General features: G+C 71.3%; 27 protein-coding genes and 1 pseudogene. 16 read left to right on the top strand and 12 right to left on the bottom strand.

Annotation, left to right across the window (positions count from 1 at the left end; genetic code table 11):
* Positions 1-75: 75 nt before the first annotated feature.
* From FB453_RS14825 to FB453_RS14845, 5 genes are all read left to right on the top strand, one after another.
* The gene (locus FB453_RS14825; protein WP_145790670.1) at positions 76-498 is read left to right on the top strand and encodes an MmcQ/YjbR family DNA-binding protein; all 423 of its coding nucleotides are present in this window, start codon (positions 76-78) and stop codon (positions 496-498) included.
* A 152-nt stretch (positions 499-650) separates the two neighbouring features.
* Positions 651-1,688, top strand: a complete 1,038-nt coding sequence (locus FB453_RS14830) for an L-dopachrome tautomerase-related protein (protein WP_145790672.1) — start codon at positions 651-653, stop codon at positions 1,686-1,688.
* Between the two features lie 101 nt (positions 1,689-1,789).
* Positions 1,790-2,389 (top strand): DUF4291 domain-containing protein, encoded by a 600-nt coding sequence (locus FB453_RS14835; protein ID WP_112589848.1) that lies wholly within the window; start codon positions 1,790-1,792, stop codon positions 2,387-2,389.
* A gap of 75 nt (positions 2,390-2,464) precedes the next feature.
* Positions 2,465-2,845 carry a VOC family protein gene (locus FB453_RS14840; RefSeq protein WP_145790674.1) on the top strand — a complete coding sequence of 127 codons (381 nt, stop codon included), beginning with the start codon at positions 2,465-2,467 and terminating at the stop codon, positions 2,843-2,845.
* Between the two features lie 40 nt (positions 2,846-2,885).
* Positions 2,886-3,581 (top strand): alpha/beta hydrolase, encoded by a 696-nt coding sequence (locus FB453_RS14845; RefSeq protein ID WP_145790676.1) that lies wholly within the window; start codon positions 2,886-2,888, stop codon positions 3,579-3,581.
* A 231-nt stretch (positions 3,582-3,812) separates the two neighbouring features.
* Here FB453_RS14845 and FB453_RS14850 read toward each other — a convergent pair whose 3' ends face one another.
* From FB453_RS14850 to FB453_RS14860, 3 genes are all read right to left on the bottom strand, one after another.
* Entirely contained in the window at positions 3,813-5,078 is a 1,266-nt protein-coding gene (locus FB453_RS14850; protein WP_145790678.1) for an MFS transporter, read from the bottom strand.
* Positions 5,075-5,695, bottom strand: coding sequence for a helix-turn-helix domain-containing protein (locus FB453_RS14855; protein WP_145790680.1), 621 nt, complete (start codon positions 5,693-5,695; stop codon positions 5,075-5,077). Before FB453_RS14855 ends, FB453_RS14850 begins: the two co-directional genes overlap by 4 nt.
* 64 nt (positions 5,696-5,759) lie before the next feature.
* A complete protein-coding gene (locus FB453_RS14860) occupies positions 5,760-7,331 on the bottom strand; it encodes an LLM class flavin-dependent oxidoreductase (protein ID WP_145790683.1) in 1,572 nt (523 codons plus the stop codon).
* 114 nt (positions 7,332-7,445) lie between these two features.
* Here FB453_RS14860 and FB453_RS14865 point away from each other — a divergent pair, with 114 nt between their 5' ends.
* Positions 7,446-8,048, top strand: a complete 603-nt coding sequence (locus FB453_RS14865) for a MarR family winged helix-turn-helix transcriptional regulator (RefSeq protein ID WP_145790686.1) — start codon at positions 7,446-7,448, stop codon at positions 8,046-8,048.
* A gap of 92 nt (positions 8,049-8,140) precedes the next feature.
* On the opposite strand, the gene FB453_RS14870 is transcribed toward FB453_RS14865, so the two are convergent.
* Positions 8,141-9,652: a CehA/McbA family metallohydrolase domain-containing protein gene (locus FB453_RS14870; RefSeq protein WP_145790688.1), complete on the bottom strand. Its 1,512-nt coding sequence runs from the start codon at positions 9,650-9,652 to the stop codon at positions 8,141-8,143.
* Between the two features lie 234 nt (positions 9,653-9,886).
* Complete coding sequence (locus tag FB453_RS34880; RefSeq protein WP_486480271.1) at positions 9,887-10,549, bottom strand: hypothetical protein; 663 nt, start codon at positions 10,547-10,549, stop codon at positions 9,887-9,889.
* A 420-nt stretch (positions 10,550-10,969) separates the two neighbouring features.
* On the opposite strand from FB453_RS34880, the gene FB453_RS14880 reads away from it, so the two are divergent.
* Positions 10,970-11,932: a helix-turn-helix transcriptional regulator gene (locus FB453_RS14880; protein ID WP_145790690.1), complete on the top strand. Its 963-nt coding sequence runs from the start codon at positions 10,970-10,972 to the stop codon at positions 11,930-11,932.
* 42 nt (positions 11,933-11,974) lie between these two features.
* On the opposite strand, the gene FB453_RS14885 is transcribed toward FB453_RS14880, so the two are convergent.
* Complete coding sequence (locus FB453_RS14885; RefSeq protein WP_145790692.1) at positions 11,975-13,363, bottom strand: aminotransferase-like domain-containing protein; 1,389 nt, start codon at positions 13,361-13,363, stop codon at positions 11,975-11,977.
* Here FB453_RS14885 and FB453_RS14890 point away from each other — a divergent pair.
* Entirely contained in the window at positions 13,362-14,318 is a 957-nt protein-coding gene (locus FB453_RS14890; protein ID WP_145790694.1) for a DMT family transporter, read from the top strand. The two genes, FB453_RS14885 and FB453_RS14890, sit on opposite strands and share 2 nt — an antisense overlap.
* Here FB453_RS14890 and FB453_RS14895 read toward each other — a convergent pair.
* The gene (locus tag FB453_RS14895; RefSeq protein WP_196924914.1) at positions 14,315-14,710 is read right to left on the bottom strand and encodes a winged helix-turn-helix transcriptional regulator; all 396 of its coding nucleotides are present in this window, start codon (positions 14,708-14,710) and stop codon (positions 14,315-14,317) included. The genes FB453_RS14890 and FB453_RS14895 overlap by 4 nt on opposite strands.
* Positions 14,711-14,806: 96 nt before the next feature.
* Between FB453_RS14895 and FB453_RS14900 the strand changes: the two genes are divergently transcribed.
* Together FB453_RS14900 and FB453_RS14905 are read left to right on the top strand one after the other, a co-directional pair.
* Positions 14,807-15,664, top strand: a complete 858-nt coding sequence (locus FB453_RS14900; protein ID WP_145790696.1) for an SDR family oxidoreductase — start codon at positions 14,807-14,809, stop codon at positions 15,662-15,664.
* A gap of 179 nt (positions 15,665-15,843) precedes the next feature.
* Positions 15,844-16,308 (top strand): GNAT family N-acetyltransferase, encoded by a 465-nt coding sequence (locus FB453_RS14905; protein WP_222431352.1) that lies wholly within the window; start codon positions 15,844-15,846, stop codon positions 16,306-16,308.
* 90 nt (positions 16,309-16,398) lie between these two features.
* Here FB453_RS14905 and FB453_RS14910 read toward each other — a convergent pair whose 3' ends face one another.
* Positions 16,399-17,085 (bottom strand): helix-turn-helix domain-containing protein, encoded by a 687-nt coding sequence (locus tag FB453_RS14910; RefSeq protein WP_145790700.1) that lies wholly within the window; start codon positions 17,083-17,085, stop codon positions 16,399-16,401.
* A gap of 220 nt (positions 17,086-17,305) precedes the next feature.
* On the opposite strand from FB453_RS14910, the gene FB453_RS14915 reads away from it, so the two are divergent.
* The 4 genes from FB453_RS14915 (at position 17,306) to FB453_RS14930 (ending at position 21,566) form a co-directional block, all read left to right on the top strand.
* A complete protein-coding gene (locus FB453_RS14915; RefSeq protein WP_112602543.1) occupies positions 17,306-18,253 on the top strand; it encodes an ion transporter in 948 nt (315 codons plus the stop codon).
* Between the two features lie 90 nt (positions 18,254-18,343).
* The gene (locus FB453_RS14920) at positions 18,344-19,513 is read left to right on the top strand and encodes an acyl-CoA dehydrogenase family protein (RefSeq protein WP_145790702.1); all 1,170 of its coding nucleotides are present in this window, start codon (positions 18,344-18,346) and stop codon (positions 19,511-19,513) included.
* Positions 19,513-20,358 (top strand): PhnD/SsuA/transferrin family substrate-binding protein, encoded by an 846-nt coding sequence (locus FB453_RS14925; protein WP_145790704.1) that lies wholly within the window; start codon positions 19,513-19,515, stop codon positions 20,356-20,358. The genes FB453_RS14920 and FB453_RS14925 overlap by 1 nt, the downstream gene beginning before the upstream one ends.
* Positions 20,355-21,566 carry a ferritin-like domain-containing protein gene (locus FB453_RS14930; protein WP_145790707.1) on the top strand — a complete coding sequence of 404 codons (1,212 nt, stop codon included), beginning with the start codon at positions 20,355-20,357 and terminating at the stop codon, positions 21,564-21,566. Before FB453_RS14925 ends, FB453_RS14930 begins: the two co-directional genes overlap by 4 nt.
* Positions 21,567-21,629: 63 nt before the next feature.
* On the opposite strand, the gene FB453_RS14935 is transcribed toward FB453_RS14930, so the two are convergent.
* Together FB453_RS14935 and FB453_RS14940 are read right to left on the bottom strand one after the other, a co-directional pair.
* On the bottom strand, positions 21,630-21,980 hold the full coding sequence (locus tag FB453_RS14935; RefSeq protein WP_112697721.1) for a DUF1330 domain-containing protein: 351 nt from the start codon (positions 21,978-21,980) through the stop codon (positions 21,630-21,632).
* A 122-nt stretch (positions 21,981-22,102) separates the two neighbouring features.
* Positions 22,103-22,693, bottom strand: a complete 591-nt coding sequence (locus FB453_RS14940; protein ID WP_186718280.1) for a TetR/AcrR family transcriptional regulator — start codon at positions 22,691-22,693, stop codon at positions 22,103-22,105.
* Between the two features lie 118 nt (positions 22,694-22,811).
* On the opposite strand from FB453_RS14940, the gene FB453_RS14945 reads away from it, so the two are divergent.
* Entirely contained in the window at positions 22,812-23,165 is a 354-nt protein-coding gene (locus FB453_RS14945; protein WP_091406793.1) for a TraR/DksA family transcriptional regulator, read from the top strand.
* Positions 23,166-23,360: 195 nt separating this feature from the next.
* On the opposite strand, the pseudogene FB453_RS14950 reads toward FB453_RS14945, so the two are convergent.
* Positions 23,361-24,443 (bottom strand): annotated as a pseudogene (locus FB453_RS14950) (FAD-dependent oxidoreductase); the annotation flags it as partial.
* Here FB453_RS14950 and FB453_RS14955 point away from each other — a divergent pair.
* Entirely contained in the window at positions 24,425-24,601 is a 177-nt protein-coding gene (locus tag FB453_RS14955) for a hypothetical protein (protein WP_186718282.1), read from the top strand. The pseudogene FB453_RS14950 and the gene FB453_RS14955 overlap by 19 nt on opposite strands.
* On the opposite strand, the gene eno is transcribed toward FB453_RS14955, so the two are convergent.
* A complete protein-coding gene (gene eno / locus FB453_RS14960; RefSeq protein ID WP_145790713.1) occupies positions 24,583-25,848 on the bottom strand; it encodes a phosphopyruvate hydratase in 1,266 nt (421 codons plus the stop codon). The two genes, FB453_RS14955 and eno, sit on opposite strands and share 19 nt — an antisense overlap.
* Positions 25,849-25,899 lie beyond the last annotated feature (51 nt).

The following is a 25,899-nucleotide window of genomic DNA, read 5'->3' on the forward strand; positions in this document are numbered from 1 at the left end:
CAGGGCGGGCACCACCGGCCTGGGTGGCGTTCGAGGAGCGGAACTTGTCACACCGACCGGTTAGCGTCGTTGTCCGTGACCGCACCCGGAGACGTCCCGCCCGAGGTCCTCGACCGGCTGCGGCCGATCTGTCTCGGGCTGCCGGAGACCTACGAGGAGCCCGCCTGGGTTGGCATCCGCTGGCGGATCCGCAAGCGGACCATCGCCCATGTGCTCACCGTCGACCCCGATCGCCAGCCGGTGCACGCGCGGGCTGCCGCAGTCGACCAGCCCGCCTGCCTGCTGACCTTCCGGTCGCCACTCGACGAGATCGCCGGGCTCCTCGCCACGGGGCACCCCTTCTACAAACCGGACTGGAGCCCGAACGTGATGGGCATGGTCCTGGACGGAAACACCGACTGGGAGGAGGTGGGTGAGCTGCTCACCGAGAGCTACCGCGTCATGGCCCCGAAGCGGCTCGCCGCCCGGGTCGGCCCCCCGGCACCGCCGACTGGCTGAGCGCCGAGGGCACCCTGCCGCCGGTTGAGCGCCGGCGGGTCCTGCGACCGGCGGTTTCGGCCGGCACGCTCCGGGGATACCGCGCCGGACGGCCGTAGCCGTCGGTTACCGGCTGAAGCCGAGGCGCCGCCGGGCGGGTGAGGAGCAGGTCGATGTCGTCGCTGCCCACCGAGGAGGATCACCGGTTGACGCCGGTGTTCCAGGAAGACCGGGTGTGCACGGGCGTGACCACAGTGCGCGGGCGGGTGTTCCTGAGCTACCCGTCGGCGGATCGGCCCGGCGTGCAGGTGGTGGAGGCGCTGCCGGACGGCCGTCGTGTCCCCTACCCCGACGCCGCGTGGAACCGTGCCGACCAGCCGCCGAGCGGGGCGTTCGTGCACGTCAACGGGCTGCGCGCCGGCCCGGATGGTCGGTTGTGGATCGTCGACTCGGGTTCGCCGCGGATTGGCGGCGCGCAGGTGCCGGGCGGTGCTCGGCTGATCGCGGTCGACCCGGACGACGACCGCGTGGAGCGGGTCTACCACCTGGACGAGGCGGTGCACCCGGGCAGCTACGTCGACGACGTCCGATTCAACGGCCGGGTGGCGTATTTCAGCGACGCCGGGGCGGCTGGCCTCATCGTGCTCGACCTCGACTCCGGTCGGGCGAGACGGGTGCTGGACGGGCATCCGAGCACGGCGGGCGGCCCGGTGGTCGCCGACGGTCGCGAGCTGCGTGACCCGGACGGCACCGAGGTACGCCTGCACGTGGACCAGCTGGAGGTGTCGCCGGACGGTCGCTGGCTCTACTACCAGCCGGCCTCCGGCGGGATGTCCCGGATCGCCACCCGCTGGTTGGACGACCCGTTGGTGCCCGCCGACGAGCTGGCCCGGGGGGTCGAACGCTGGTGTGACACACCCAGCACCGGTGGCACGGCCATCGACGCCGCCGGCAGCATCTACCTCAGCGACCTGGAACGACGGCGCGTCCTCGTCCTCGCACCCGACGGCGGCGTACGGACGCTCGTCGCCGACCCCCGACTGGCCTGGGTGGACGCGATGTGGCTCGACGCCGATGCCCGGCTGTGGATGCCGGCGGCCCAGCTGCACCTGACCGCCGGGCTCAACGGCGGGATCTCGACCGTCGAATACCCGGTCCAGATCTACCGGATGCCCGTTGAGATCGGGCCGCCCGCCCGGGACCACGCCTGAGTCCTCAATCCGGCAGCCGCCGGGTCCGCACCGGCTCTCCCCCGGCCCGGGGTACGAAATCCCGGTGGAGGGGGTGCGCTCCGATGGGTGAAGATCGCAGGGTGTCCGTTCCTGCCCGCCAGATCCGTGCTCGATTCTCGGCCGACACGATCACCGTGTACCAGGCGTACCCACCGGAGATCGCGCTGCCGGCGGTGGCCGCCGGTCGCTTCGTGGCCCCCTTCAAGCGTGAAAGGATGACCTGGATCAAGCCGTCGTTCCTGTGGATGATGTACCGCTGCGGTTGGGCCACCAAGCCCGGGCAGGAGCGCGTGCTGTCCATCGACATCACGCGGGAGGGCTTCGAGTGGGCGCTGGCGCGAGCCTGTCTGAGTCACTACGACCAGGGCCTGCACGGTGACCGGGCGACGTGGTCGCGGCAACTCAAGGCCAGCCCGGTACGGGTGCAGTGGGATCCGGAACGGACACTGCACCTGAGCGCGTTGCCCCACCGGTCGTTGCAGGTCGGACTGTCCGGCGAAGCCGTCGCCCGGTACGTCGACGACTGGACGGTCAGCGTCACGGACATCACCCCCACTGTCCACCGCGTACGGGAACTGGTGCGGGCCAAGGACGTGCGGGCGGCCGCGGACCACCTGCCGGCCGAACGAAGCTATCCGCTGCCCAGGCAGATCGCGGCCCACCTCGACGCCACCGGCTGAGTCCGCGCGGTCAACGGCCCTCGGATGCCACGCGCCGTCCAGCAACACATTTACATTCTCGATATCCTGGCCGGCATGCACCGAAGCCGCGTGTACGCGCTACTGATCGACGCTCCCAAGGCGGAGGCCGCCCGGGCGGCGGAGTTCTGGTCGGCGGCGCTCGGCGTCAGCACCCGGTCCGATCCCGCCGAGCCGCAGTTCGTCGCCCTGCACGAGGCGCTGCCAGGGCTGGTCACCGCGGTCCAGGCGGTCGACGATACGCCGCGCTTCCACCTCGACATCGAGACCGACGACGTGCCTGCTGAGACCGAACGGTTGATGGCCCTGGGTGCCACCGAGGTGGCGCAGTGGCTGGAGTGCCGGATCCTGCGGGCGCCCGGTGGCCACCTGCTCTGTGTGCTTCCGGTGGAGAGTCCACCGGAGGTGTTCGCGGCCGAGGCCCGCACCTGGTCCTGACGCATCGGGGCTGTCGGAGGGTGCGGCTAGGGTCCCGCCCATGGCTGAATTCGTACTGGTGGCGGGGGCGTGGCTGGGATCGTCGGCATGGGACGAGGTGGTGGCACCACTTCGGGCGGCCGGCCACGGCACCCACGCGTTGACCCTCTCCGGCCTCGCCGAGAAGCGGGGTGTGCCCGCCGGGCAGCAGACCCACGTGCAGGACATCGTCGACGAGATCGAGCGCGGCGACCTGCGCGACGTGGTGCTGGTGGGGCACAGCTACTCGGGCATTCCGGTGGGTCAGGCCGCCGAGCGGATCGGCGAGCGGTTGGCCCGGGTGGTCTTCGTGGACTCCGAGGTGCCGGTCGACGGTGGGTCGTTCGCCTCCGGCTGGTGGCAGGGTCAGGCGGCCTTCGAGGCGCAGATCGCCGGCAACAACGGTTACTGGGCTCCGCTGGGTGCGGCCGACCTCGACGGTCAGGGTCTCACCGACGAGCAGGTCGCCCGGCTGATCGAGGGCTCCACGCCGCATCCGGGGGCCACGCTGACCGAGCCGGCCGTGCTGACCCGGCCGTTGGGTGAACTGCCGGCGACGTACGTCAAGTGTCTGCTCGACGGGCCTGAGCCCAACGACACGGTGGCGAAACTGCTGACCAGCGACCACTGGCGGTTGGTCACCATGGACACCGGCCACTGGCCGATGTTCTCCCAGCCCGCCGAGCTGGCCCGGATCCTGTTGGCCGAGGCCGCCTGACCCGCGCCGCCTGACCCGGGGCCGGCAGGGCCGCGCTGCCTGACCCGCGCCGGCTGACCCGCGCCGGCCGGGCCGCACGGCCGGGCCGACACGGAGCGAGCTGCTGACAGGGCAGCCGCACGGTCAGTCCAACGAGCGGTATACCTCAGTGGCATATTTGTGACTCAGAGGTATGTCGCTCGTCCGGGTGGTTGCCGCCCACCGCGGCACGGTCAAGCGCCGCCGCAGCCCTCAGGCGGCGTCGAGGGTCTGGATGTGGCGCACCGGTGACGCGAGCAACCACAGCACGGCGAGCATGCCACCCAGGCCGGCGATGGCCAGGGTGGGTCGCAGCCCGATGGTGGTGCCCAACGCACCGCCGACCAGCGCGCCGAGCGGTCGGATGCCGTAGTTGACGGCACTGTAGGCACCGGCCCGGCGTGCCAGCGCGTCTTCGGGTGTCACGGCGATGAGCAGGGCGTTGAGGTTCACGTCCATCAGCATCACGCCGACGCTGGAGACCAGCTCGATGGCCGCCAGCATGGCCACCTTCGTCCAGGTCGGTCCGGAAACCAGCGCGGTCAGCGCCAGCGGCGCGGGGAAGAGCACCGCGCCGATCATGGCGGTACGGCCCAGGCCGATGGCGCGTGAGATCCGAGGTGCGAGCGCCGCGCCCGCGAATCCGCCGAGCGCTCCGAAACCGAGGGCGATGCCGATCGCGCCGGCTGACAGGTCGAGTTCGCGGCTGGCGTAGAGCACCAGCAGCGCGCCGGCGATGAAGGTGAAGAAGTTGACAGTGCTGGTGCAGCCGAGGGCGGCCCGCAGCACCGGGTGCCGCAGCACCAGCACGAGCCCTTCGTGGACCAGGCCGAGAGTGGACGTCCGACGCGGCGGGGGCGGGGGCTCGGTCACCGGGATGCGGCTGAGCAGCAGCGCGGAGCCGAGGAAGGAGACCGCGTCGACGACGATCGCGACCGGCGCGCTGAGCGCCTGGACCAGCCCACCGCCGACGGCCGGGCCGGCGATGAAGGATAGCGAGCGGCTCATGCTCAGCTTGCTGTTCGCGTCCACGTACGCCGATCGCGGCACCAGGCCGACGAAGAACGCCTGACGCGCCATGGCGAAGAGCACCGCGCCGAAGCCGGTGAGCAGTGCCACCAGGTAGAGCTGGGTGAGGGTGATCGCGTCGAACAGGTAGGCCACCGGCAGGCTGAGCAGCACTGCGGCGCGGATCAGATCCGCGATGATCAGCAGTCTCCGCTTGTGGGTGCGCTGGTCCACCCAGGCGCCCAGGAACAGGCCCAGCAGGTTGGGCAACCAGATCAGCGCGGTGAGGACGCTGACCTGCACGGGTGTCGCGGTGAGCAGGGTTACGGCGATCAGCGGTAGGGCCAGCTCACTGATCCGATCGCCGAAGTGGGAGATCGTCTCGCTGATCCAGAAGGTGCGGAACCGCCGGTCACGGTGCAGGGCCGGCGGGGGCCCGGTGTCGGTGGCGGCGTCGGTGGCGGCGGTCACGACGTGGCCGTGTCGTCGTCGCCGGGCTCGGCCGGGGCTTCGTCCCCCGGCTCGGGCAGCAGGTAGCGCAGCATCCGGACGATCCGCGCGTCGGGCGGAGCCGACCCCTCCTTGCGCCGCACGTACGGGGCGATCAGCTCTTCAATGGACTCCTCCAGTTGCCGCAGCTCGTCGGCGGTGGCCACGAACCGCGTGTCGGCCATGCCGGCCAGCGTGCGCCACTCGGGGTCCAGTCGGGGCTCCTCATGCAACAGCCACTGCTGAGGTGCCTCGGCGTTGCGGGCGAACATCTCGCCGCGTAGCTGCTGGCTGGCGGACTGCCCCTCGGTGCCCTCGGGCACCGTGAAGCGGAAGCCTCGGGCTACCGCCTGCCACCAACGTTCCCGCTTGCTGGTGGCACCGTCCCAGTCGAGGACCAGGCCGAACGTCGCGAGGTGCCGCAGATGCCAGCTGACCACCGACGGTGTGGCGCCGACGTGCGGCGAGAGCCCGGTGGCCGTGGCCGGGCCGTGCCGCTGAAGGTGCTCCAGGATCGCCAGCCGGACCGGGTGGGCCAACGCCCGAAGCGCCTGCGGCTCGCTGATCTCGAAATCCCCATACGGATTCTTGAGAGACATGTTTCGAGAGTAGTCTCTCAGATTGGATCGGGGCAACCCCGAGCCACCGCCTCCGGCGCGTTGATCAGGCGATGCCCAACCGCGCCAACGGCTCGACCAGCTCCCGCTCCTCGTAGCTGAGGTGCGACAGGAGGGCGTCGGTCAGCAGGTCCACCGCGGCCCGCAGCTCGGCGAGGCCGTCCGGAGACCCGACGTACGCGACCAGGGCCCGGTCGACACCCTCCAGCACGTCGTGGATGACGTGATGCTCCTGCTCCAGCCGGTCGACCACCGGGCCGAGTCGGGGGTCACGTGCCCGCAATCTGGGGAAGAACGACTGGTCCTCGATCGTGTGGTGGGTGGTGACGATGCGGCAGTACGACTCGCAGTAGACGCCGAGGGTCCACCGGTTCTGCCTCATGGTCATCGTGTTGATGTGGGACCGCGCCGCGTCGGCGTCGATCTCGCCGGCCGCCACCTGCTCGATCAGGTCGTGAATCTGGGCCAGCTCGGCGCGCAGGCCGTCGTGGATCTGCACGAGATGCGCGCCGGTGGCCTGCTCCTGCGGGGTGTAGGTGCGCTCCGGGTCGGGCGCGGGCCCGGTCGGCCGGGTCGACTCGTCCCACACCTGCTGCTCGCTTCGCCGTACGCCGTCGTCCGGGGTCGGCACCACGGCGAACGCACCACCGGTCGCGGTGGCGCGGCTCGCCCGGACCGGCGGCGCAACGACCGGCTCCGGCTCCGGCGTACGCTCCGGAGTCGCGCCCCGGTCACGTTCGGCGGCGACCAGCTCGCGGACGGCAGGGGCCACCTCGCCGGCGAAGCGGCGCAGGTCGTCGGGGTCGTCGCTGCCCAGGATGAAGGTGCCGACGCCCTCCTCCAGTGCCAGTTCGGCCAGCTCCTCGGCCCACTGCTCGGCAGGCCCGTTCAGCGGGCCGCGCCCGACGGTCGAGAACTCTCCGGTGACGTTGAGCAGCCGACGCACGTCCCGCGGGGATCGGCCGGCCTGCTGCGCGGCGTCGTCGATGATCGCGTTGCCCTTGGTCAGGTCACCGGGCTGGAGGTAGCCCAGCGTGGGCAGCCAACCGTCGGCCCGACGACCGGTGAGCTGGAGCATCCGGGGCTTGTACGCACCCAGCCAGATCGGCACCGCGTGGGCGGGAGCGGGACCACGCTTGGCGCCGACGACCCGGTAGAACTCGCCGTCGACCCGCACTCCGCCGCGCGTTTCGACGTCCCAGAGCTGACGGACGACCTCGATGGCCTCCTCCAGCGCTCGTACGCCCTGGCCGGGGGTCAGCCGCCGGCCGCCCATCGCCTCGATGGCATCCCAGAACGCCCCCGCCCCGAGGCCGAGGTTGACCCGGCCACCGCTGAGCAGGTCCAGGCTGGCCACACTGCGGGCGAGCACCGCCGGCGGACGCAGTGGCAGGTTCGTCACGTTCGCCGCCAGGTGCACCCGGTTGGTGCGGGCCGCCACGAAGCTCAGCAGCGTCCAGGTGTCGAGAAACGCCGGCTGGTAGGGGTGATCCTGAAAGGTGACCAGGTCAAACCCGACCTGCTCGGCCAGGACAGCGACACCGACCGCGCGGCCCGGATTGTCAGCGCTGGGCGTGACGAAGGAGCCGAAGACCAGGTCGTGGCCGTAGTCGCTCATCTGCGAGCCTCCCGATTTCCCCGACGCCTCGGACGATGCGTCGCAACCTTAACCTTATGCCACACAGAACATCTTCTGCCAACAAGGTCTGGCTCACTGCGCTATTGTCGGGGGATGACGGGTGCCTCTCACCGGCCGGACCGGCCCGATCCGCTCGACGACGACCTGGGCTGGATGCTCGGGATCGTCTTCCGCGGCTACGTCCGGGCGGCCGAGCACGCGCTCGCCGACTTCCCCGGTGGCCCGCGCGGCTACCAACTGCTCACCGCGGCCAGCAACGGGCCGGCCCGAAACCAGGGCGCGATCGCCGAGGAGATCGGCATCGACCGCACCGTCCTCACGTACCTGATCGATGACCTGGAGCGGCCCGGGTTCGTCGCCCGGCGCGCGGACCCGGCCGACCGACGCAACCGGCTGGTCGATGTCACCGACGCCGGCCGTGCCGCGTGGGAGCAGCGGCGGTTGGCACTGCGGCAGGTCGAGTCGCACCTGCTGGGGGCGCTCACTCCGACCGAGTCGGCGACGCTGCGGTCACTGCTCCAGAAGGTCGCCTGTTCGGCCCAGGCGGTGGACCCGTTGCGCGACCTCTGCGAGGTGGTGACACAGGTCCAGGCCGATTCGGCGACGGCGGCGCCCGCTGCGCGCCGGACCGGCGCCGCGACGGCGCGGAGCGGGCGAACCGCCACCCCCCGAGCCCGCCGCAGCAGGCCCGACTGACCTGGATGCGGCGGGGCGGGGCCGCCCCGCACCGCCCGACGTCGCCCGTCGAGCGGTGCCGGACAGGCCAGCGATGTCGCTACCGAGCTCGGTCAGCGCACGTGCACGAAGACCGGGTTCGAGTAGAACCACAGGTCGTCCCACGGGCTCTCCAGCCCGTCGGCGAGCGGCTCGGCCTCGTCGGTGCTGGTGCCACGCACCCGCGCGTAGGTGTCCGCCTCGACATTGCGCAAGGTGTGCCGGATGACGTAGGTGTCGCCCTGCCGACGCCAGTCGCGCGGGCCGAACCGGGCCGCCACAGTTGTGCTGGGGTTGGTGTCGGCGTCCAGGCTGGCGCTCGGGCCGGTGATCTGGCCGACGATCAGGTCGACCCTGCGGACCTCGGGCCGGTCGCCGTTCGCGTTCACCCCACCCAGCGGGCGGAAGGTGATCTCGATCTCGACATCGGTACGGCTGCGACGGCTCACCGTGATCGTCTCGCCCACCTCGGCGGTCCTGCCCTGGGACGTGGCGGTGACGTCGAGGCTGCGGATCAGGTCACCGGTGGTGACCCAGATCCGGCCGTTGCGCAGGCCGTCCATGATGTCGCCGTAGTCCTGGCGGGCGTGCACGTAGGTCTTGCTGTACTCGCCCGGCCAGAAGTCGGAGCCGCCCCGGGTCCAGTGCACGTGCGAGTCCGAGGTCGCGGTGATCCACCAGCGCCGGCCCTCGCCGAGCAGTGAGTCCCACAGGCCGCCGACCCGGGCGGTCATCTGGTCGAAGCCGCCGTAGGTGGGGTGGTTGCCGTAGCCGCCCCGCTTGCCACTGTTGAGCGGGCCGGCCTGGTGACCGGGCGCGCCCTCGAAGCCGATGTAGACGTCCGGCGCGGCGTTGTTGCCGTTGCGGAACTCGCGCGGGGTGTCCTGGCCGTAGACGCCGAGACCGGGCGCCGAACGGGACGCGTGGTGGGCGATCACCAGCGGCTTGTGCGGCATGCCCCGGGCGACCTTGAGGAACTCCACCATCTTGGCCTCGGTGTCGCGGGCCGGATCGGTGGGGAACGCGTCGTACTTGGCGAACCGGCTCTCCAGCTCGAAGAGCTGCTTCGCCTCGTCCTCGTGGCGCGGGATCATCAGCGTGTGGTGGTCCAGCGATGGCGCGTCGAACTCCATGCCCCAGAACTGGAGCACCTCGGGGACCAGCTTGCGGGACCGCAGCAGGTCGGGGTAAGCCTGCTCGATGTTCACCTTCGAGTGGGTCGGTCCACCGTGGTCGGTGCACATCGCCCAGGTCAGACCGAAGTTCTTCGCCATGATGGCGTTGGTGACGATCGGGTAGACCGCGTCCGCGCCCTTGTGGAAGACGATCGGGGACTTCGTGGTGTCGAACTCGCCGCTGTACTCGGAGTGGATGTGGTGGTCGCCCGCACGCCACGCCCGGTTCTTGGAGTTGCCCCGGTCGGTCTTGTCGTCGTCACCCGGCCGGCGGTCCTCGTCCGCCCAGGCCGCGCCCGCCCCGACCAGTGGGCTGGCCGCAGCCAGCGTCGCGCCGACGCCCGCGTACTTGACCAGCTTGCGCCGGGACAGCTGCGCGTGCTCGGTCTCTTCGGGATGCTTGTCTCTCACCTGAGAGCCTCTCCTCGATCAAGCGAATGCTCTTTCGATCAAGGAGCCTCGGAGAAGGCGGTGAACAGCCGCCGTACGCAGCGGGTGCGCACGATGAACACCCTGCCCCGACCTGCGTGCAACGCCGGGTCGGGCAGCAGCGGGTCACCCCGTGCTCGCGCAGTGTCCAGTCGGCACCGGCACCGAGCTGTCCGGTTCAGGGCACCGGACGACCGGTGCCTGTCGACGACCCGGTCAGATCCGGGCGCGCGGCAACCAGCCCAGGAATCGGAGCCGGACCCGGGGTAGCGGCAACGTGGGCAGGTCCTCAGCGGCGGCGACGAGGCAGGAACCGAGATAGACCGCGAGGGAGGCGCGCGCGCCACCGAACTCGGCGAGCAGTTGGCTCTGCTTGGTGGCGCAGGGCCATTCTCGGCCGCATCCGGTACAGGTCCAGCTCGGCGGGTTGGGGAGGTGCTCCGGCAGCTTGGTCCGGCGGTACCGACCGACGACGCTGTTGTCCGAGCGCACGTCGCGTCGCCGTGCCGCGGGACTTTCGTTGTGGTGGGCCACCGGACGGGCACCGGGCAGGTAACGCCCGACGGTGCCGAAGAGCACCCCGACGCGGATCAGGGCGTCCGGTCCGACGTGCTGGGTCAGCAACGCGGTCATCAGATAGTGCCCCAGCAGGTCGAAGGCGTCACGGTGCAGACCCAGGTCGCGGCAGAGGTCGACGAACTCGGGTGTGGTCACTGGCACCCGGTCGTCGAGTGCGCGGCGCAGCACCTCACGGAGCCCACGCCCGAGCCTCTCCAGCGCGTCTCCCTCGCCCAGACCCAGGCTGTCCTCGTCCGCCACCCGGGCCAGCGCCTCGGCGACGGCCAGCCGAGCGACGCGGTCAGGATCGGTACTGTCCAACGCTTCCCCCTCCGTGGGTCGGCCTCCCGGCAGTGACCCGGTCGTCCTCCGACGAATCATGAACAAGATTTCGCTGTCGGCCACGAGGGTGGCTAGGACAGCAGACGTAGAGCCATTTGGCGCGCTAGCCGGAAAACGAAGTCGAGCTGCCGACACAGCACAGTGATTCGCAGGACGGCGCGTCGGTGATTGTCGTATGGTGACATTCCCATCTACAGATATTGCGTCCCAGTCGCTTAATGGTCAGACCAGATCCGACACGCTCAACCGGTCGCTGCCGTCCCGCTCGCGACGTTCCATCCCACCGCGCCGCCGGCCAACGATGTGCCGGGTCACCGCCGAGCACCCCGGCACGTCCCGAACCTGCCGTCGGCACCCGTTCCAGCACCCGGCGGCACCTCCACCGGACGGAGACAGCGGATGACGTCATCGCCAGTGCAGACCCACGAGTTCGACAGCCGTGACCCGGCGACGATCCAGGAATTCCTGTCCGCCACGTACGACCCGAAGCTGCGCATTCAGAGCAGGAACGGATACCGGCTCACCCACCACCGCGTCGACACCGGCCCCTTCGCCATCGCGACCACCCGCCAGACCGGGTACCTCGAGATCGATGCCAGCACCCTCGGCGGGCTGGTCATCGGTCGCACCCGCACCGCGCACGTTGATCGCTCCTGCGCCGGATCGGCCCACCGGTTCGGCCCCGGCGAGGTCTTCCTCGTCACCAGGCCGGAGGAGCCGTGCACCGTCCACTGGCATCCCGGTGAGGTGGAGCTGTGCGTGCTGGACCTGTCGGTGCTGGCGCAGGTGGCCACCACCGCGCCGGCTCGCCGGCCCGGTCGGATCGAGTTCACCGAGCTGGGTGCCGCCAACACTGCCCTCGCCCGGCAGTGGCGCAACACCACCAGCTTCGTCCGCGACGTGGTGTTGAACAGCCCGGTCGCCGGGGCGCAGTCGCTGGTGATCGGCAACGCCGCCCGGATGCTGGCCGCGGCGGCGCTGGCGATCTTCCCCAACACCGCGTTCACCGAACCGACCGCCGCGGACCGGAACGACGCCACCACCGCCACGCTGCGACGGGCGATCACGTTTCTGGAGGAACACGCCGACCGGGACATCAGCGCTGCCGACATCGCCGGCGCCGCCGGCGTCTCCCTCCGGGCCGTGCAACTCGCCTTCCGCCGTCACCTCGGCACCACCCCGATGGCCTACCTGCGTCGGGTCCGGCTCGTGCGGGCACACCACGACCTGGTACGCGCCGACCCGAGACAGGAGACGGTCTCGGCGATCGCCAGTCGGTGGGGATTCGCCAGCCACAGCAGGTTCACCGCGCGATACCACGCCAGCTTCGGTGTGCCGCCACGCGAGACGCTGAACACCTGAGACCCGCGCGCACGACGCCACCCAGCCAGGCGTCCCCAGTGTTCAACGGAGGACGCGGGCGAGGCGTCGAACGGCCTCGTCCATGAGTTCGGGCGCGGCTGCCGCGTAGGTGAGGCGTAGGTGCGGGGCCGGCGGTTCGGCCGCGTACCAGGGCCGGCCCGGAAAGACGGCGACGCCTTCGGCCGCCGCGGCAGCGGCCAGTGCCGCGTCGTCGGTGCCGGCCGCGAGGCGCACCCAGAGGTGCATGCCGCCGCGTGGGATCGACTGTGGAGCGAGGCTTGGCAGATGCCGGCGTAGTGCGGTCAGCAACGCGTCACGGCGCGTCCGGAGGGCTGTGCGCAGTGCCCGGCGATGCCGCGACCACGCCGGAGAGGTGAGGAAGTCGATCGCCGCCTGTTGCAGTGGTCCGGCGACGAAGAAGTCGTCGAGCAGCCGCGCAGCGCGCAGTCGCGCCCCGGCCGGGCCACGGGCTCCGATGGCGGCGACGCGCAGCCCGGGGGCGGTCGACTTGGTCAGCGAACGCAGGTAGATGACGTGACCGTCGGGATCATCGCTGGCCAGTGGTGGCGGAGCCGGATCGTCGATGGTGAGGTCACGGGCGTAGTCGTCCTCGATCAGGAACGCCCCGGCGTCGCGTACGGCCTCGGCGACCTGCGCCCGACGGTGCTCCGCCAGCGTCGCGCCGTGCGGGTTGGCGTACAGGGGCTGGCAGTAGAAGAGCCGGGCGCCGGTGCGGGCGAACGCGGCGGCGAGTTGGTCGGGCCGTACCCCGTCGGCGTCAGCCGGCACGGGCACCACCCGCAGCCCGGCCGCGCGGGCCGCGGCCAACGCACCCAGGTAGGTCGGCGACTCGACGAGCAGGGCGTCGCCGGGCGCGGTGAGCGCCCGCAACGCCGACGACAGGGCGGCCTGCCCACCGGGGCAGATCATCATGTCCTCGGCGTGCAGCCCCGCCCCGGCCTCGCGGGCGAACCAGGCGCGCAGGTCCGCGCGACCCTCGACCGGCCCACGCTGCCAGCTCGCGGGCTGGCGGGCGGCTCGGGTGAGGGCGGCACCGAGCGCAGCGGCAGGCTGCAGGTCGGCGTGGAGGTAGCCACCGGACAGCGGGATCGTTCCGGCGGGCGTCAGCGCCAACAGCGCCTGCATCTCATCCTGACCGAACCGGCGGGGCCCGAGCGCAACGGTCTGCCAGGACAGGTCGGGTACGCCCGGCTCTTCCGGTGGCGTGGCCACAAAGGTGCCTCGGCCGGGTCGCGCCTCGATCAGCCCCTCGGCCGCCAACTGACGGATCGCCTCGGCGACGGTGACCGGCGAGGCCTGATGTCGGGCGGTCAGCTCGCGTACCGAGGGCAGCCGGGCACCGGGACCGGCGGCGGCCGCGAGACTCCGCAGATCTTGGATAACGCGCTGAGCTGCGTTACCGTTTTCCATGAGGGACAAGAGTAGCGCTACTGCCAGAACCACGGTAACAGCGGATCGGATCGTCGGGCTCGGCCTCGGCGCCCTGGGCGTGCTCGGCTTCAGCCTGTCGCTTCCCGCCACCCGCATCGTCGTGCAGCAACTCGACCCGTGGTTCGTCGCCTTCGGCCGGGCTGTCGGCGCGGGGCTGCTGGCATGGGCGTACCTGCGTGTCACCGGCGCACCGCGGCCTACCCGCGGTCAGTGGCAACGGCTGCCGATCGTCGCCCTCGGAGTCATCGTCGGCTTTCCCCTGTTCACCTCGATGGCGCTTCTCACCCAGACCTCCGCGCACAGCGCGGTCGTCATCGCCGCGCTGCCCGCGATGACGGCCGTGTTCGCGGTGCTGCGGGCCGGCGAACGCCCGCCGCCGCTGTTCTGGATCGTGAGCGCCGGCGGACTGCTGGCGGTGCTCGCCTTTCTCGGCGCCAGCGGCGCGGTAGGCGGGGCCCTCACCCTGCCCGACCTGTTCCTACTCGCGGCGGTCGTGCTCTGCGGCCTTGGCTACGCCGAGGGCGGCGCGCTCGCCCGCGAGTTGGGCGGCGCTCGGACGATCTGCTGGGCGTTGCTGCTCTCGCTGCCCATCACCGTTCCCATCACGGCCGTTGCCGCCGCCGCCAGTCCGCCCCGGGCCGACGCTCTCGGCTGGTCGGCGTTCGGCTATCTCACCGGGGTCTCGATGTTCCTGGGCTTCTTCGCCTGGTATGCGGGCCTGGCCAGGGGCGGCATAGCGCAGGTGGGCCAGGTCCAACTCGCCCAACCGGTGCTGACCCTGGGGTGGTCGGCGCTGCTGCTCGGCGAGGTGGTCTCCCCCGCCTCGATCGCGGCGGCGCTGGTGGTGCTGGGATGCGTCGTGGCGAGCCAGCGCATCCGCCAGAGCCCACGGACGGTCGTGGCGCGAAGCGAAGCCGGCGCGGGAGCGTCCTAGCCCCGGTCGCGCTCGCGGCTGTCGCGGGCGGTCTGCAACTCGGGCACCGAGGCCTCCAGCAGATCGGCGAGGCCACGCAGTTGCTCGGCGACCCGGGCGCCGAGCGGGGTCAGCGAGTATTCGACGCGCGGTGGGATCGCGGTGAGCACCTCGCGGGTGAGCATTCCGTCGCGTTCGAGGGTCTGCAGGGTCTGGGAGAGCATCCGCTCGCTGACCCCGTCGATGCGGCGACGCAGCGCGTTGAACCGGTAGCGGCCCTCGCCGAGCGCCAACAGGGCCAGCGAGGCCCACTTCGAGGTGACGTCCTCGAAGGCCGCACGGGAGGTGCAACCCCGCGCGAAGACATCGCTGACGAATTCCTGGGTAGGCCCCGCCGGGTCCTGGGCCGGCATGTCGCTCACCTCACCAGCCTATCTCACGCCGCCTATCGGTTAGTGCTGTAGATTCGTAAGTGCTTACTGATTCGTTCCCACCCTCCGGAGGTTCCCATGCCCACCTATGCCGTCACCGGCGCCACCGGCCGGCTGGGCCGCCTGGTGATCGAGCAGTTGCTCGACAGCGGCGTACCCGCCGCCGAGATCGCCGCCATCGTCCGCAGCCCGGAGAAGGCCGCCGACCTGGCCGCACGCGGAGTCGAGATCCGTAAGGCCAGCTACGACGACCCGTCGACGCTGCCCGGCGCCGTGGCCGGCGTACACCGCCTGCTGCTCATCTCCGGCGACACTCCCGGTCAGCGCGTCGCGCAGCACACCGCGGTCATCGACGCCGCCAAGCTCGCCGGGGTGGAGCGTCTCGTCTACACCAGCATCCTGAGGGCCGACACCACCGCGAACCCGCTCGCCCCGGAGCACAAGGCCACCGAGGAGGTCCTCGCCGCGTCCGGTCTGACCTACACCGTGCTGCGCAACAGCTGGTACACCGAGAACTACACCGACCAGCTCCCGCAGTACCTGGGGTCCGGCACGATCCTCGGCGCCACCGGCGGCAGCAAGATCTCCGCGGCGACCCGGGCCGACTACGCGGGGGCGGCCGTGGCCGCGCTGACCCGGGAGGAGGACGGCAACGCCGTCTATGAACTGGGCGGCACCGCGTTCACCTTCGACGAGCTGGCCGAGGCCGTCACCGAGGTGACCGGCACCACCGTCGTCCACCAGGACATGTCCGCCGCCGAGCTGGCCTCGGCCCTGGAGAACGTCGGCCTGGACGCGGGCACCGCCGGCTTCGTCGCCGCGCTCGACCACTCGATCGCCAATGGCGAGCTGGCAACCGACAGCGACGACCTCAGCCGATTGCTCGGCCGGCCGAGCACCCCGCTGCGCGACGCCATCCGGGCTGCGCGGGCCTGACCGGGTTCATCGCCGAAGCGGGCGGCGGGGCCCCGGTCGCCGTCGCCCGCCAAGCGCTGAAGCCGCACACGTATCCTCGACGCCATGGTGAGGCACGTCGATGAGCAGCTCTCCCGGCCCGTCGGGTCACCATGTCGGCACGCTATGCGGTCCGACCTGGACACTGCGGCGTCGGCCCGGTGAGCGGCGGCGACTTCGTCGTCCGCGCCGCCGTGGCGCAGGACGACCCCGAGCTGGTCTTCGACGTGCTGTGGCAACTCGCTCCCGACGACGCACGGCCGGACACCGCTCGGCTCGCCACCGCCTGGCGCGACCTGCACGCCCAAGCCGGCCGCCGCCTCCTGCTGGCCGTCGCCGGGGACACCTTCGTGGGCACCCTGGACACCCTCGTCGCCCCCAACCTCACCCATGGCGCGCGACCGTACATGGTGGTGGAGAACGTTGTGGTCGCGCCCGGCTGGCGCCGTCGTGGAGTCGCCCGGGCCCTCATGCTGGCGGCGCTCGACGAGGCGACGGCGGCCGGTTGCTACAAGGTCCAACTGGTGTCGAACGCCGCGCGTGTCGACGCCCACCGGTTCTACGCGTCCATCGGGTTCGCGCAGTCCGCTCTCGGTTACCGCCGATATCTCACCACCGCGACGTGACCCCGGGCGCGGGCGCTCCCGCGTCCCGCTTCCGCCGCCAACGAAACGGCGTTCGAAGAACGGCAGACTCCACCGGTACGCCGGAGGCGGTCAGCCCGCCTCGGTCGACTCCCCGAGCAGCAGGCCGGTCAGCAGACTGCGCAGGGTCCGTTCGACGAGGTCCGCCCGGGGTGCCGGTCCGGAGGGTTGACTGAACGCCGCGACCAGGTGCGGGTATGCCGCAAGGTCCACTCCGGCGAAGCTGAACGCCCCGGCGGCGGACTCGCGGCGGGCGAAGAGGCTCACCACGCCGGTCATCATCGCGATGGTCTCGAACTTGGCAGCGACGGGGCAGCGCACGGGTTCCAGGATCCGGATGCAGTTGTCGAACCAGGCCAGGCTCTGCGGGCCGATGCCGGACGGCCGGTGGATCACGTCGAGCAGCCACGGGTGGGCACCGAACACCGCCAACTGCCGGCGCCCCAGCAGCACCATCGTCTCCAACCAGTCGCCCTCCACCTGCGGGTACGGGCGCAGCTCCCCCACGGCCCGGTCGGTCATCAGGTCCAGCAGGTCGTCGCGGGACGACAGGTAGCGGTAGAGGGAACCGGCGCCGGTGCCGAGCGCGGCGGCCACGGCGCGCATCGACACCGCGGCCAGCCCTTCGGTGTCGGCCAGGGTGATGGCGGCCACGACGATGGCGTCGCGGCTGTGCGCCGGAGCGGGGCCGCGGCTGCCGCGCTCGGGCCTGCTCCAGATCGGCTGCCGCTCGGGGCCGCTCGGGGCTGTGTCACTCACTGATTTACTGTAAACCGCAAACGTCGTTCGCGATTTGTGTCGTCGCCGCACGGATGGCACCGACGCGCAGCGAACGAGTCACGCTGCACGGACGGCGTGGTCGCGCAGCGTCGTTGATCTTGGCTAGGCTGGTGGGCATGCCCGCACACCAGCCGCACCGCCACGACGACGGCCGGAGGTGGGCCCCGGCCCCGGCGCGCCCCATCGAGCCGGCCGCCTGGTGAGTGACGCACCCGCGCCCGCCCAGCGGGGTGGTCCGTCCACACCGCCGCCGCACCGCTCGGGTTGGACCGACCGTTGCGACCGGCTCGCCCGGTCGCGGCCCTTCGAGGTCGCCATCGTCGTGGTCATCCTCGCCAACGGCATCGTTCTCGGCCTGGAGACGTACGACGATCTGAGCCCGGCGGGCACCGCGCTGCACGCGCTGGAGCTGTTCTTCCGGGCCGTCTTCGTCGTCGAGATCGCCGTCCGGCTGGCCGCCTACGGCAGGCGCCCACAGGACTTCTTCCGGCACGGCTGGAACGTCTTCGACTTCGTGGTGATCGCGGCGATCTTCATCCCGGGCCTGCACGGCGACCCGGCGCTGCTGCGGGTCGTCCGGGTCGCCCGCATGGTCCGCCTGGTCCGGTTCTCACCGGGTCTGCGGACCATCGTCTCCGCGCTGTGGCGCAGCCTGCCGGGCGTCACCGGGTTCCTCGCCCTGGCCGTGGTGACGCTCTACGTGTACGGCATGGCCGGCTGGCTGATCTTCGGCAACAGGTATCCGGAGGAGTACGGCGACATCGGCCGATCGCTGCTGACGTTGTTCGTGCTGTTGTCGCTGGAGACGCTGCCGGACCTCATCGAGCAGGGCATGGCGATCTCACCATGGACGCTGCTCTACTACGTCAGCTACGTGGTCATCACCGTCAACCTGCTGCTCAACATCCTCATCGCGGTCATCGTGAACTCCATGGAGGAGGCCCGCCGGTTGGAGATGACCGAGCGCCTGGCTCCCGGGTACGACGAGGACGGCGACGGCGTACCGGACGAGGTGGACCGGATCGCGCTCACCCAACGGCTGGACGACCTGCGGGCGGTCATCACCGAGTTGGAGCGCGAGCTGCGCATCGACCGGGACGACGGGCACGGCCGACCCCACCGGGACAACGCCCGCGCCAGACGGTGATCCGACGCTCGCGCTGCGTCTTCGGGTTCGGGTTCGGGTTCGGATAGTGTCGACGGCGGTCCCATCGGCCTGCCTTGAGGGGTTCCGAGCATGACGACCACTGTCGACAATGCCCAGACCGCCACCAATCCCGCGGACACGCTCGGCACGGTGATCGACGACGTGATCCGCCCACAGGCGCCGATCGTCGACCGGGATGGGGCCTTCCCCCGTCCGGGTGTCGACGCTCTCGCCGCAGCCGGCCTGCTCGGCCTGGCCTCCTCGACCGAGGTCGGCGGCGCCGGCCACGGCATCCGGACGGTCGCCGAGGTGATCGAGCGGCTGGCCGCCGAGTGCGGGTCCACCGCGATGGTGGTGCTCATGCACTACGCGGCGACCGCCGTCATCGAGGCGCACGGCCCGCACGACGTCCGCGCGGCCATCGCCACCGGCGATCACCTCACCACGTTGGCGTTCTCCGAGTACGGCTCGCGCAGCCACTTCTGGTCGCCGACCGGCACCGCGACAGCCGCCGACGACGACACCGTCCGCCTGGACGCCCGTAAGAGCTGGGTCACCTCGGCCGGCGAGGCCAACAGCTACGTCTGGTCGAGCCTTCCGCTGACCCGCGACGCCGGCCCGATGACGCTGTGGCTGGTGCCGGCCGACAGCGCCGGCCTGAGCGTGACTGGCGACTTCGACGGGCTGGGCCTGCGGGGCAACGGCTCCCGGCCGATGACCGCCGACGGACTCCGGGTGCCGGCGACGGCGAGGATGGCGGCCGACGGGGCCGGGCTCGACACCGCGCTCGGTGCGGTCCTGCCCTGGTTCCTGGTGCTCAACGCCGCCTTCTGCCTCGGTCTCGCCGACAGCGCGGTGGCCGAGGCCGGCCGACATCTCACCCGGACCACGCTCACGCACACCGGCGCCGCCCTGCGCGACGCGCCCGTCACCCGACGCGACCTCGCCCGGCTGATGATCCGCACCGACGCGCTGCGCGCCTTCCTGGGCGACACGCTCACCGCACTGGAGACCGGCCGTGACGACGCGATGCTGCGGGTGCTCCAGGTCAAGGCGCTCGCCGGCGAGACCGTCGCCGACGTGACCGATGGCGCGATGCAGCTCTGCGGCGGCAGCGCCTTCCGCAAGGAGCTGGGCCTTGAGCGCCGTTTCCGGGACGCCCGCGCGGCCCGGGTGATGGCGCCGACCACCGACGCGCTGCACGACTTCGTCGGTCGGCTCGCCACCGGGCTGCCGCTGCTGGACGAGGCCAACCGCTGATGCCCGCGCCAACCGTACTCATGGGCGCGGTCGCGTACGACCCAAAGGTGGTGACCATCTGGGAGGGCTTCCGCACCTGGCTGCGCGGGCGGGGCCTGGATTTCGACTTCGTCCTCTACTCCCACTACGAGCGACAGGTCGAGGACCTCCTCGCCGGGCGGCTCGACGCGGCCTGGAACTCTCCCCTGGCCTGGGTACGGGCCGAGCGGCTGGCGGCAGCCAACGGCACGGCCGTACGCGCGCTCACCATGCGCGACACCGACCAGGACCTCACCTCGGTCGTGGTGGTTCGCGCGGACTCACCGGTGCACCAGATCGCGGACCTCACCGGACGGGTGGTCGCCGTCGGGGCGGTCGACAGTCCACAGGCGACGCTGATTCCGCTGGACCACCTCGCGGCGGCCGGGGTCACTGTCGACGTACGCCGCTTCGACGTGGGTGTCGGCCTGCACGGCGACCACATCGGCGGCGAGCGCGACGCGGCCCGCGCCCTGGTGGGCGGGGAGGTCGACGCCGCCTGCATGATCGACGCCAACCACCTGGCGTTCGTCCAGGAGGGCACGTTACCGCCCGAGAGCACCCGGATCGTGGCGCAGACCCCACGCTACGACCACTGCAACATGACGGTCCGCGCGCCGGAGTCCGACGGGGTCCGGCTCTTCGGCACGCTGCTGCTCGGCATGTCGTACGCCGATCCGCAGGTGCGTCCGCTGCTCGACCTGGAGGGGCTGACGGCCTGGCGGGAGGGCCGCACCACGGGGTATGACGCCCTCGCCGATGCGGTCGACACCAGCGGCTTCTACTCCCCCGACGGGCGGGTGACGGCCACGGACTACCGGCCGTGAGCGCGACACCGGGTGCCGCTGTCGACCTGGGTGACCTGGGTTTCGGCCGGGGCGCGCACCTGCTCGTGCAGCGCGCCCTGGCCGGGTTGCCGCCCGGCGGCCGGTTGGCGGTCTCCGGACGCGACCCGGCGCTGCGCGTCCACCTGCCCGCCTGGTGTCGTGGCCGGGGCCATCGGGTCGAATGGCCGGATCGGGGCGAGGCGAACGAGCTGGTGGCGGTGGTGGTCCGGGGGTCGGCGGATGACGACCGCTGGTTCGGCGCGGAGCGGGCCGGGCCGGCCCTGCCGTCGGCGCTCAGCAGTCGTCCACCCGCAAGGTGGGGGCTCGGCGCCCGGGGCGCGCTGCTCGAAGCCGGTGGTCCGGAGGCCCGGTTCGACCTGGACGACCGCGACCTGGTCTGGGCCGACATCGTCCCCCACCTGTACGCGCAGGCTGCCGCCCGACAGTGGGACCCGCAGACCGCGGTGCCGTGGAACGACCCGTTCGCGCTGCCGGCCGACGTCGAGGCAGCGGTGGTGCAGGTGATGACCTACCTGGTCGAGAACGAGCAGGCCGCCCTCGTCGTGCCGGCCCGCTTCGTGGGGCGCATCCATCCGCACTTTCGGGAGGTGGTGCAGCTTCTCGCCGTGCAGATGGCCGACGAGGCCCGGCACATGGAGGTCTTCAGCCGGCGGGCGCTGCTACGGGGCGCCGAGATGGGCACGTCATCCGCGGGCGGTCGGCAGTCGCTGTTCACCCTCGTCGCGGAGTCGGACTTCGCGTTGGCGTCGTTCCTGCTCTCCGTGCTCGGCGAGGGCAGCTTCGTCGACCTGCTCTCGTTCCTGCACGAGAACGCCCCGGACCCGGTCACCCGCAGGATCTGCTGGCTCGCCATGCAGGACGAGCGCCGGCACGTGGTGTTCGGCATGGCACACCTGGAGCATCAGGCGCGGCTGGATCCGCTGCTGCGGGACCGGCTGCGGGCGGCCATCCACCGCCGCCACGACGCGCTGGTCGACACGGCGGGGCTCAACGCGGACGTCTTCGACGCGCTGGTGCTGCTCGCGGCGGGTGGTTGGCATCCGGACGACGTGTCCGCCGGCTTCGACCGGGTGCAGGCTCTGCAACACGCGATGGATCAGGGCCGTCAGCGCCGCCTCGTCCGCCTGGGTTTCCGGCCCGACGAGGCGGCGGCGCTCTCCGCCCTGCACACCCGCAACTTCATGTAGCCGATCCCCGCGCACGGCGCGGCGTGCGCGGGGATCGCGGTACGGCAGGTCAGCGGGCGCTGGTCACTGGCCGAGCAGGGTGCGGATCTGACGCGCGTAGCCGGCCACAGTGAAGTCCGGGCCGACGGAGTCCACCAGGACCAGGTCGTTGATGGTGTGATCGACGCGCAGCGCCAGGATCGCCTGGTACTCGGGCGAGTTGTACCAGGTCATGGCGGTCTCCGCGTCCGGGAACTCGATGAGCACGACCGAACCGGGCCAGCTGCCCTCGAGGACCTGCACCTGGGCATCCAGGACGAGCCACCTGGCGCCGTACGCCTCGGTGGTGGCCTGCACCTGCTCCAGGTAACGCAGGGACTCCTCGGTCGGCACTCCGCCCGGGATACGCAAATGATTGATCAGGTACGTGCTCATGTCTCACTCCTCATTGCAGGTGCTGCTTCCCGGTCGCGGGCGTACGACCGGTCGTCTTGGATTGGGTACGGGCCGGGTCGAAAGGAACGACGCGGACTGTTACCGAGGGGACCAGACGCGGATCAGGTGAGGATCCGGGCCGTGGTGATCGTGAAGAACTCCCGGAGGGCGGCCGGGTCACCGGATGCCTTCGCCCGCGCTGCCGCGCCCTCGTAGCTGGAGACGACGAAGCCGGCGAGATCAGTGGCGGGTTCGTCGCCGTGCAGTTCACCAGCAGCCCGCGCCTGCTCGATCGCCGTGGCGAGCGCGGCGACCCAGCGGCCGAAGCCGGCGTCGACGGCGTTGCGCAGGAGATCGCTGTGCGCTGGGATCTCGGTGGCGAAGTTGCCGAGCAGGCATCCGCGGTCACCCATGGTGTCGCCGAGGCCGGTGATGTACCTCAGATGAGCGGTGATCCGCTCAAGCGGGGTGCCGCCCCGCTTCTCGTCGAGCATCTCGAGCCCCATCGCCGCGGAGTATCTCGCCACCGAGTCGAGGGCGAGGTCCTCCTTGCTGGCGAAGTGGTTGTAAAAGGTGCCCTTGGGCGCCCCGGCCGCAGCGACGATGTCCTGGACGCTCGTCCCGTTGTAGCCCCGCAGGTGGAACAGATCCAACGCGGCGTCGGACAATCGTTGCCGGGTCCCGGCGGAGGCCGGCGACTTCGTTCGTGGCATCTCGTGGCACTCCTCTCGCCCGGGGTTCCGGCTGACTGAGAGACACCACGATATGACCGGTCGTCTCGGAATGCCAGTGATGTGACCACGGTCATCCCCCAGGTACTGTGGAACGGCCATGAACAGGGATTCCAGCGCCGTGCGCGAGGAGTTGCTGCGGCTGCGCGAGCAGACCGAAATCCAGGCCACCGCCCTGGACGGCGACCTTCGGAGTCTTTTCGAGGCGTCCCGGTCGTCCAACGCCGATGACGAGCACGACCCCGAGGGCAGCACGATCGCCTTCGAACGCGCGCAGCTCACCGCCGTCCTGGACGCCACCCGCCGACGCCTGGCCGAGCTGGACGTCGCGCTGCGACGGGTCGACGACGGCAGCTACGGCGTGTGCGAACGGTGCGCCCGGCCGATTCCCGCCGAGCGACTCGTCGCCCGCCCGTCCGCGCGTACGTGTGTCGCCTGTGCCAGCCGACGGTGACGGTGCCTGCCTTGGCGGTGGTCCGCCCGGCCGCGCCGCCGGCGGGAGGGAGTCTCACTTCGGGGGAACCGTCCGACTGCGCGGGCTGCCCGGCGTCTCGCTCTGCCGAGCGGTATACCTCTGGCTCATAAATATGACCCACAGGTATACCGCTCATCACGGTGCAACCTCCAGGAGCACCGTCGTAACCGGTGATCAGCTGGCGCAACAACCTCCTGCGGGCGCGGCGTCGAGGGCGATGAGGCTGATCGGTGCGGACAGCAGCCCTCCGGAGATGCCGGTCGACAGTCCGCGCCCTGTCGGTTGCGGCCCACAGCAGTCGTCGCCGCCCGCCGAGACGGCGGAGTCACTGCTGCACACACCGGTTTCGGGCAGGTCGAGCTGGACGTCGCGGGCGGCGGCCCAGTCACCGGCCAGCGCGGCGACCACGGAGCGGACCTGCTCGTAGCCGGTGGCCATGAGGAACGTTGGTGCCCGGCCGTAGGACTTCATGCCGACGGCGTAGTAGCCCTGCTCCGGGTGGGCGAGTACGTCCACGCCGTGCGGCGGCACGGTGCCGCAGGAGTGCTCGTTGGGGTCGATCAGCGGTGCCAGGGCACGGGTGGCACCCAGCACCGGGTCGAGGTCCAGCCGCAGCTCGGCGGCGATGCTGTGGTCGGGGCGGAAGCCCGTGGCCGCGACCACACGGTCGACGGTGATCGACTCGACCCTGCCGTCGCCGTGCCGTAGGGCCACACTCACCCGGCCGCCCGTCGGGGTGAGCGTCTGCACGGAGAAGCCGGTGAGCAGCCGGATCCGTCCGGCGTCGACGTGCGCACGCAGCCGTACGCCGAGCGCGCCCCGCGCCGGGAGGGCGTCGGCGTCCCCGCCGCCGTAGGTACGCGTCGGCGCGGCGGCCCGGATGGCCCAGGTCACCTCGGTGCCGGGCTCGACGGCGGCCAGCTCCGCCAGGGACAGCAGGGTGTTCGCGGCCGAGTGACCGGCGCCGACCACCAGGGTGTGCCGTCCGACGAACCGACCCCGGTCGGCGCCGAGGACGTCCGGCAGCGCGTGCTCCAGGTACGCCGCCGCGTCGGCCTCCCCTCGCGCGCGCAGACCGGACGCGCCGAGGACGTTCGGCGTGTTCCAGGTGCCGGAGGCGTCGATGACGGCGCGGGCGACCAGCTCGTCGCCGTCGGCGAGGCGGAGCAGGAACGGTGCGGTGTCGCGTCCGGCGGTACGCAGCCGGTCGAGGCCGAGCCGGCTGATCGCCTCGACGCGTGCCCCGTACCGCACGTAAGCGCTACGAGGACTGGAAGCTCGACGACCCGGCCGGCAGGGGCGTCGACGCCGTGCGCCCGATCCGCGACGAGATCCGGGACCGGGTGGAGAAGCTCCTCACCGACCTGAACCTCGTCACCGGACCGAGGCAGACCCCTCAGCGGCCTCCGGCGTAGCGGGCGCGCTCGCCCAGCTCCTCCTCGATGCGGATGAGCTGGTTGTACTTGGCCGTGCGGTCGGAGCGCGACAGCGAGCCGGTCTTGATCTGACCGCAGCCGACGCCCACAGCCAGGTCGGCGATGGTGGTGTCCTCGGTCTCCCCGGATCGGTGCGACATCACCACCCGGTACCCCGCCTTGTGCGCGGCGTCCACCGTCGCCAGGGTCTCGGTGAGGGTGCCGATCTGGTTGACCTTGACCAGGATCGCGTTGGCGTAGCCGCCGTCGATCCCGTCGCGCAGCCGGTCGACGTCGGTGCAGAAGACGTCGTCGCCGACCAGCTGCACGCGCTCCCCCGCCACCGCGGTCAGCCGCTTCCAGCCGGTGATGTCGTCCTCGGCCATCGGGTCCTCGATCGAGCTGATCGGGTACCGGGAGACCAGGTCGAGCAGGTAGTCGATGTGCTCCTCGACGGTGCGCCGGCGTCCCTCGCCGACGTAGTCGTAGACGCCCGCGCGGAAGAACTCCGAGCTGGCCGGGTCGAGGCAGATCCGCACGTCGACGCCGGGCTGGTAACCGGAGTCCTCGATGGCGCGCAGCACGAACCGCAGCGCCTCGTCGGCGTCCGTGACGTTCGGCGCGAAGCCGCCCTCGTCACCGACGTTGGTGTTGTGCCCGGCGGCGGCCAGGGACGCCCTGAGGGTGTGGAAGACCTCCGCGCCCATCCGGACCGCCTCGGCGAAGGTCTGCGCTCCGACCGGGGCGATCATGAACTCCTGGAAGTCGAGCGGATTGTCGGCGTGCGCGCCACCGTTGATGATGTTCATCATCGGCACCGGCAGCAGGCGGGCGCCGACGCCACCGACGTAGCGGTACAGCGGCTGCCGGTGGGCCAACGCCGCCGCCTTCGCAGTCGCCAGGGACACCGCCAGGATCGCGTTGGCGCCCAGTCGACCCTTGTCCTTGGAACCGTCGAGAGCGATCATCGTCTCGTCGATCAGGGCCTGGTCCTCCGCGTCGAGCCCGAGCACCGCGTCGGCGATCTCGCCGTTGACCGCGGCGACGGCCGTGCTGACGCCCTTGCCGTGAAAACGCGTCCGGTCCCCGTCACGCAGCTCGACCGCCTCGTTCGCCCCCGTCGACGCGCCGGACGGAACCGCCGCCCGGCCGGTCGACCCGTCGGCGAGGACCACGTCGGCCTCCACTGTCGGATTGCCCCTGCTGTCGAGGATCTGCCGAGCACGCACCCGACTGATTGCCGTCATCACACACTCCCTGCTCAAGCTGCCTGTTCGCAGCCAGACTGGCAGGAAACG

The sequence above is a fragment of the Micromonospora sp. CNZ322 genome, from assembly GCF_007827755.1.

What these genes read in the sequence shown, in the direction of transcription:
- FB453_RS14830 (WP_145790672.1), top strand. Translation starts at nt 651, where the DNA reads ATGTCGTCGCTGCCCACCGAGGAGGATCACCGGTTGACGCCGGTGTTC.
- FB453_RS14840 (WP_145790674.1), top strand. Translation starts at nt 2,465, where the DNA reads ATGCACCGAAGCCGCGTGTACGCGCTACTGATCGACGCTCCCAAGGCG.
- FB453_RS14845 (WP_145790676.1), top strand. Translation starts at nt 2,886, where the DNA reads ATGGCTGAATTCGTACTGGTGGCGGGGGCGTGGCTGGGATCGTCGGCA.
- FB453_RS14855 (WP_145790680.1), bottom strand. Translation starts at nt 5,695, where the DNA reads ATGTCTCTCAAGAATCCGTATGGGGATTTCGAGATCAGCGAGCCGCAG.
- FB453_RS14860 (WP_145790683.1), bottom strand. Translation starts at nt 7,331, where the DNA reads ATGAGCGACTACGGCCACGACCTGGTCTTCGGCTCCTTCGTCACGCCC.
- FB453_RS14865 (WP_145790686.1), top strand. Translation starts at nt 7,446, where the DNA reads ATGACGGGTGCCTCTCACCGGCCGGACCGGCCCGATCCGCTCGACGAC.
- FB453_RS14880 (WP_145790690.1), top strand. Translation starts at nt 10,970, where the DNA reads ATGACGTCATCGCCAGTGCAGACCCACGAGTTCGACAGCCGTGACCCG.
- FB453_RS14890 (WP_145790694.1), top strand. Translation starts at nt 13,362, where the DNA reads ATGAGGGACAAGAGTAGCGCTACTGCCAGAACCACGGTAACAGCGGAT.
- FB453_RS14885 (WP_145790692.1), bottom strand. Translation starts at nt 13,363, where the DNA reads ATGGAAAACGGTAACGCAGCTCAGCGCGTTATCCAAGATCTGCGGAGT.
- FB453_RS14895 (WP_196924914.1), bottom strand. Translation starts at nt 14,710, where the DNA reads ATGCCGGCCCAGGACCCGGCGGGGCCTACCCAGGAATTCGTCAGCGAT.
- FB453_RS14900 (WP_145790696.1), top strand. Translation starts at nt 14,807, where the DNA reads ATGCCCACCTATGCCGTCACCGGCGCCACCGGCCGGCTGGGCCGCCTG.
- FB453_RS14920 (WP_145790702.1), top strand. Translation starts at nt 18,344, where the DNA reads ATGACGACCACTGTCGACAATGCCCAGACCGCCACCAATCCCGCGGAC.
- FB453_RS14925 (WP_145790704.1), top strand. Translation starts at nt 19,513, where the DNA reads ATGCCCGCGCCAACCGTACTCATGGGCGCGGTCGCGTACGACCCAAAG.
- FB453_RS14935 (WP_112697721.1), bottom strand. Translation starts at nt 21,980, where the DNA reads ATGAGCACGTACCTGATCAATCATTTGCGTATCCCGGGCGGAGTGCCG.
- FB453_RS14940 (WP_186718280.1), bottom strand. Translation starts at nt 22,693, where the DNA reads ATGCCACGAACGAAGTCGCCGGCCTCCGCCGGGACCCGGCAACGATTG.
- FB453_RS14945 (WP_091406793.1), top strand. Translation starts at nt 22,812, where the DNA reads ATGAACAGGGATTCCAGCGCCGTGCGCGAGGAGTTGCTGCGGCTGCGC.
- eno (WP_145790713.1), bottom strand. Translation starts at nt 25,848, where the DNA reads ATGACGGCAATCAGTCGGGTGCGTGCTCGGCAGATCCTCGACAGCAGG.